Consider the following 6,822-nt stretch of genomic DNA (forward strand, 5'->3'; position numbering starts at 1 on the left):
GCGGCTGGCGGCGGCTTCGCGTCGGTCGGCTCGGCTTGGCGCTGGGGGACCCGTGGGGCGGGGTTGGATCACCACTGTCTGTGCGTGGTGCCTTCGCGCGTGGTGCCTTCGTGCGTGGTGACGGGGGCGGTCAGCCGGCTGCGGGCGTGGGGTCGGGGTTCGTGGTTCGCCCACCTCGCTCGCCTCCGGGGCCGGAGACCGGCCGGGACCCAACTCCCCCCGGAACCCGCGCCGCTGCTCCTGGGCCGGGCCTTGCACGACGGTTCGTCGGGTCAAGTGGCCGGTCACGGCGGCTTGTCGGGCGGTTTCGGAAGGCGCGGGTGCGGTCGTCCGGTCGGGGTGGCCGGGGTGGCCGGTCGGGGTGGCCCGTCGTGCTGCTGTGGCCCCAGTGACCGAACTTCCGTTTTCGTGCGGGCTCGTGGGCTTCGGCACGGCCCGAGCAGGGCAGGACGATCAGGACGAGACACCGCGCAGCATGAGGAGGGCGCCATGGACCGCCGGATCCGGGTTCGTGTCAGCCGTCGGCCCGCCGCCCCCCGCGGGCAGGAGATCGACCGCAGGACCCCTTCGGGGCGCATCCTGCCGTACTGACGGGTGTTCTGAGAGAAGGTCCCGCGAGGGGGCCGTCGATCGTTCGGCCGTCGTCCGTGGTGCGGCCGTCGTCCGTGGTGCCGCGGGCGGTCGTGGTGCGGTGGGCGGCCCTGATGCGGCGGCCGGTTCAGGCGGCCAGGGGGTCCAGGATCAGTGGTTCGATCTTGCCCTCCAGCATGGCGCCGATGCCCTGGACGGCACACACGTCGGGCCGTTCGGCGATGTTCACCGGCATCCCGGTCGCGTCCCGCAGCATCTTGTCGAGACCGGGGAGCAGCGCCGAACCGCCGACCATCACGATCCCCACGTCGACCAGGTCGGCGACCAGGTCGGGCGGGCAGCCCCGGAGCACCTTGCCGATGCCGTCGAGCACGGCGGTCAGCGGGGTCTGGATGGCATCGCGCACGGCGGCGGTGTCGACCCGCACGCTGCGCGCGAGGCCGGTGGCCACGTCCCGGCCGTGGATCTCGGTCGACTCCGGGCCGTGCGGGGTGAGGCCGTTGCCGGACAGGGCCAGTTGCAGGGGCCGTACCGACTGGCTGGGCAGCATCAACTCGTGCTGGAGCCGCAGGTGTTGCACGATCGCGTTGTCGACCGCCTCGCCGCCGACCGGGATCCGCTCGGCGGTGACGATCGAGCCGAGCGAGAGGACGGCGACCTGGGTGGCGGCGGCTCCGCACACGACGATCATCGTGCCCTGCGGGCGCTCGACGGGCAGCCCGCAGCCCACGGCCGCCGCGATCAGCGTGTCCACCAGTTCGACCCGCCGGGCGCCGAGGCCGACGAGCGTCTCGACCGTCGCCCGCTGGGCCAGTGGATCGGCGTCGTGCGGGGTGCAGGCGGCGGCGCGCAGTCGGGTCTTGCGGCGCAGGGCCCGGCGGATCTTGTCGCCGAGCAGGTGGCGCAGCATTCGCTGGGCCATCTCGATGTCGACGACGGTGCCGCCGGAGACCGGCCGTACGACGCGGATGTAGCTGGGGGTGCGGCCCGTCATCTTCTCCGCCAGTTCGCCCACGGCGATGAGCGCGCCGTTGCGGGTGTTCACGGCGGCCGCGGACGGCTGGTCGACCACGAGGCCGGCGCCCTTGACGTAGACGCGGGTACGGGCCGCGCCCAGGTCGACGGCGAAGTGGCAGCGGCGCAACTGCTCCAGGCTGACGGTCACGGCAGATCCTCCCGGGTGCGCAGGCCGTGGCGGTTGCCGCCGGACGGCGGGCCTCTTACGTATCCTCTGCGGCCGATCGGACCGATGCCTTCTGGAGGGGGCCGGGCGGGGTGCCGCTGAATGGGGGGTTCGGCGGATCTGACGGGCGCGTCGCGTCGCGCCGGGCGGACATTCCGTGGTCGGTAGGCGTTCGGTGGGGTGCGCGGTTGTCGTGGCTGTCGAGGGGGTTTTGCGGGGCTCGTGGGGCTCGTGGGGCTCGCGGGGCTCTGGGGCTCTGGGGCTCGTGGGTTTGGCCCGTTCAGCGGGGCCTGTTCGGGTCGGTTCAGATCGGTTCGGGCCGGTCCGGCTGAGTCGTGGGTCCGGCCGGGCGCTCGTGGTGCGTTGTGCCGGGCGCCGGTCACGGTTCCGCCCGGCCGGGCTCCGGCTCCGGCGTCGGCTCCGGCACCGGTGCGGTGGGCGGCGTCCGGTCGGCCGACCAGTTCAGGCGGACGACCAGTTGCCCCTCCGCCGTCCCCTTGGCGATGATCGCCCCGGTCTCCGCGGTGAGCTTCACCCCGAACTCCAGCTCCACCGAGTCGGGCCGCAGCGCGCCGTCCCGGAAGACCCGCAGCGCGGACTGGGCCGCGGCGCGCACGCCGGTCAGGGCCTGCTCGAAGCTGCGGGCGGTGGTGGCCGCGGGGCCGTCGCCGCGGGCCACGAGCCGGGTCCCGGGTGGAGCGGCGTCGTTGGTCTCCACGACGACCACCGCACCGTCCTCGGTCTCGAACTCCACCAGCCTGGCCATACCGACCACCGCCCCCCGGATTCTCGTCCCGTGCCGGACTCCGCGTTCCGGACTCCGCGTTCCGGACTCCCCGTACCGGACTCCCCACGCCGGATCCTCCGCACTGGCGTGTCCGTGCCGGGTCCTCCGTACCGGGTTCCCCTACGGGCTTCATTGTCGTGGACGGCGCCCGGGGCGTCGCCGGTTCGGCCCGTCCGGTGCCGCCAGTGGCGGGAACCTGCCAAGGCAGATTTCCGTCGGCCCCCGTCAATACCCCGGTGACACAAGCCCCGTGAGACTCTTCACAGCACTCGGCACGCACGTACGACACCCGTAGCACACGGACGACTCGACGCACGCGAACGAGAAGAGACGTGGATGACCAGAGGACCAGTCAGACGCGGTGCCACCCTGCTGTCCGCCGGGCTCGTGCTCGCCCTGTCGGCGACGGCCCCGGCGGGCGCGCGGCAGGCCGCCGACGCGGACCGGCCCGCCCCGGACGCCGCCCCGGCCACGCACGCCGCCACCGCCGTGAACACCGTCACCCTCGTCACCGGCGACCGGGTCACCGTCACCGACCTCGGCCAGGGGAAGAAGACGGTGACCGTGGAGCGGCCGGCGGGGGCCACCGGGGCGGTGCGGACCCAGTCGAGCGACGGCGACATCAGCGTGGTACCGGACGAGGCCGTGCCCTATCTGCGGACGCGCGCCCTGGACCGGCGGCTGTTCGACGTCAGCGGGCTGATCCGGCAGGGGCTCACCGACTCCGGTACCGACGCGCTGCCGCTGATCATCACCTACGACGAGGGCGCGCGGATCGCCACGCCCCACGGCGCCGAGCGGACCCGGAACCTGGCGAGCCTGCGCGGCGCCGCCGTCCGGGCCGACAAGGGACGTGCCTTCTGGCGGGCGTTCACCGCGCAGGACGGGATCGACAAGGTCTGGCTGGACGGGCGCGTCACGGCCGACCTGGCCGAGAGCAACGCCCAGATCGGTACGTCGGCGGCCTGGGACAGCGGGCTGACCGGCAAGGGCGTCACCGTCGCCGTCCTCGACTCCGGGGTCGACCCGGACCACCCCGACCTGAAGGACCGGGTCACCACCAGCAAGAGCTTCGTCGAGGGGGAGGACGTCGCCGACCGCAACGGCCACGGCACCCACGTCACCTCCACCGTCGGCGGCACCGGGGCCGCCTCGGACGGCCGGGAGAAGGGCGTCGCCCCGGGCGCCGCCCTCGCCGTCGGCAAGGTGCTCGACGACCAGGGCTCGGGCAGCGAGTCCCAGATCATCGCCGGTATGGAGTGGGCGGCCCGGGACGTGCGCGCCAGGATCGTCTCGATGAGCCTCGGCTCCACCGAGCCCAGCGACGGCACCGACCCGATGGCCCAGGCCCTCGACGCCCTGTCGAAGGAGACGGGCACGCTGTTCGTCGTCGCGGCCGGGAACACCGGGACGCCCTCGTCCATCGGCTCGCCCGGCGCCGCCGACGCGGCCCTGACCGTCGGCGCGGTCGACTCCGCCGACCAGGCCGCCTACTTCACCAGCGCCGGCCCCCGCTACGGCGACAACGCCCTCAAGCCTGACATCTCGGCGCCCGGCGTCGACATCCTCGCCGCCCGCTCCGGGCTCGCCGACGGCAGCGGTTACTACACCTCCATGAGCGGTACGTCGATGGCGGTCCCGCACGTCACCGGGGTGGCCGCGCTGCTCGCCCAGGAGCACGCCGACTGGAGCGGCGCGCGGTTGAAGGACGCGCTGATGTCGACGTCCCGGCAACTCGACGCGTCCGCCTACGTACTGGGCGCGGGCCGGCTGAGCGTGCCCGACGCGGTGGCGGCCGGGGTGACCGCCACCGGCAGCGCCGACCTCGGCTTCTACAGCTGGCCCTACCCGGCGAACAAGCCCGTCACCAGGACCGTCACCTACGCCAACTCATCCGACCGCGAAGCAGAGTTGAAGCTTTCGGTGCGGGGTGCGCCGGACGGTGTCGTCTCCCTCGCCGACAGCACACTCACCGTCCCCGCGCACGGCACCGCGTCCACCACCGTGACCGGCGACGGCGCGGGCGCGCCGGTCGGCACCACCAGCGGGCAGATCACGGCCGTCGACGCCACCGGCGACACGGTCGCGCACACCGTGTTCGGGCTGGTCAAGGAGGACGAGCGGTACACGCTCACCGTGCACGTCAAGGACCGGGACGGCGCGCCCGCCGCCGCCGACCTCACCGTGCGGCGGCTCGCCGAGGGAACCGACGCGGTACCGGCCCGGGTCGGGACCTCGGGCACCCTGGAGCTGCGGCTCCAGCCCGGCACGTACGCCCTGACCTCCTTCCTGGACGTGCGCGGCAGCCACGGCGCCGACTCGCTCGGCCTCGGCTTCCTCGCCGCACCCGAGATCACCCTGGACCGGGACCAGGACGTCACCCTGGACGGGCGGACGCTGCGCGAGCTGCGGACCGAGGTCCCCGACCGCACCGAGACCCGCCAGCTGACCATGGAGTACGACCGGCAGGCGGACGGCGCCGACCTGTTCGGCGCGGTCCAGGTGCCGCTGACGTACGACAGCGTCTTCGCCGCACCCACCGCACCGGTCACCCGGGGCAGCTTCGAGTACCGGACGGTGTGGCGGCTCGCCCGGCCGCTGCTCGACGTCAAGGGGCTCGGGGAGGCCACCGTCCAGTCGGGCGGCACCCTCATCGAGGGCCGCAGCAGGCTGCCGCTGGTGGACGTCGGCGACGGTCCGCTCACCGGGGAGCGCGGGGTGGCGGGCAAGGCCGTGCTCGCCCGGCTCGCCGACGGCGCCGACCCGGCCGCGCTCGCCCGCGCCGCGCAGGACGCGGGCGCCAAGGCGCTGTTCGTCACCGACGACGCGCCCGGCCGGCTGATGGCCTGGTGGGGCACGGACGACAACGCCGACCGGCCGTTGCAGATCGCCACGGTGAACGCCGCGGACGCCGCGAAGCTGCGCGCGGCCGGCCGCGTCGACATGACGGGCACCCGCGACTCGCCCTACGTGTACGACCTTTCGGAGGGCCACCGGGGCGCCGTTCCGGACCGGGACCTGACCTACGCACCGTCCGGACGCGGGCTAGTGCCCCGACAGGCAACGTTCGCCCCGTCGCGACGCCCGGCACGCTCCCCCAAGCTCTTCGAGCAGGGGGGACCCCCACTCGCCGCACCGGCCGAAAGCCCAAGTACATCCAGTACGAGGACTTCCGGCCGGCACACCGAGAGCACGCACCGAACGCCGCTCCTTGACGGGCAAACGTTGCCTGCCGAGGCACTAGCCACGCTGGACGTGAAGTTCCACGCCGTACAGCCGGGCGACGGCGGCGAGTTCCGGTACTCGATCACCGACGCCTTCCCCATCGGCCTCGGCTTCCAGGAGCGCGTCGACCTGCCCGCCGAACGGACCGACCACGTCTCCACCGGCCCCGGGCAGCAGTGGCACGAGTCGGTGACCGCCGCCGGCGGCGCGCTGGAGGAACGCGGCGGACTGGTCAGCTACCCGGGCGGGTCCCGGACCGCGCTGAACTGGTTCCGCCCGGTGTGGCACCCGTGGCTGGGCACCGGGCTCGGCTTCGGGCAGCAGCGGTCCGGCGGCCGGCTCCAGTTCAACACCCCCGGGTGGGGCGACTCCGGACCCGACCACACCGGTTTCGGCGACGTGTGGAGCGACGGCTCCGGAATGACCCAGGACACCGCGGTGTACCTGGACGGCGCCGAGGTGGACCGGCGGCAGGGCTCCGCCGCCTACGTGGAAGACGCGCCCGCCGACGAGCACACGTACAAGGTGGTCACCGACACCGCCCTGGACGCCGGGCGCTGGGGGCGGGCCACCCGGGGCCACGCCGAGTGGACCTTCAGGTCGGCGGCCACCCCCGAGGACCGCTGGACCGGCCTCCCGCTGATCAACCTCTCCTTCGACGTCGGCACCGATCTCGCGGGCCGGGTGGCCGACGGCCGGGTGCCGGTGCGGCTGGGCGCCGCGTACGTGGCGGGCGCGGCCGGCACCGGCAGGCTCGGCGGCGGCACGCTCGACGTGTCGTACGACGACGGCACGACCTGGCGGCCGGTCGCGCTCACCGTCGACCCCGGGGCCGCCTGGCACGGGACGCTGACCGTGCCCCGTGACGCCGCCCACGTCTCCCTGCGCGCCACGGCCCGCGACGACAAGGGCGGATCGGTGACCCAGGAGATCGTCCGGGCGGTGGCCGTCAAGTAGCTCCGGGCCCGGGGTGGTCCGCGGCGGTGAATACGCCCCGGACCACCCCCCGCTCCAACAGATACAGCGGCCCGCTGCG

The 6,822-nt window shown here is 74.1% G+C and carries 3 protein-coding genes; 1 reads left to right on the plus strand and 2 read right to left on the minus strand.

All coding sequences use genetic code 11. The features are described 5' to 3' along the window. Positions 1-718 precede the first annotated feature (718 nt). Positions 719-1,756 carry a rod shape-determining protein gene (locus ACFC09_RS23610; RefSeq protein WP_376531589.1) on the minus strand — a complete coding sequence of 346 codons (1,038 nt, stop codon included), beginning with the start codon at positions 1,754-1,756 and terminating at the stop codon, positions 719-721. A 397-nt stretch (positions 1,757-2,153) separates the two neighbouring features. After that, positions 2,154-2,540: a CU044_2847 family protein gene (locus tag ACFC09_RS23615; RefSeq protein WP_376531591.1), complete on the minus strand. Its 387-nt coding sequence runs from the start codon at positions 2,538-2,540 to the stop codon at positions 2,154-2,156. A gap of 357 nt (positions 2,541-2,897) precedes the next feature. Between ACFC09_RS23615 and ACFC09_RS23620 the strand changes: the two genes are divergently transcribed. After that, on the plus strand, positions 2,898-6,743 hold the full coding sequence (locus tag ACFC09_RS23620) for a S8 family serine peptidase (RefSeq protein WP_376531593.1): 3,846 nt from the start codon (positions 2,898-2,900) through the stop codon (positions 6,741-6,743). The last annotated feature ends 79 nt before the right edge of the window (positions 6,744-6,822 follow it).

The sequence above is a fragment of the Streptomyces sp. NPDC056161 genome (assembly GCF_042268025.1).
Lineage (GTDB): Bacteria > Actinomycetota > Actinomycetes > Streptomycetales > Streptomycetaceae > Streptomyces.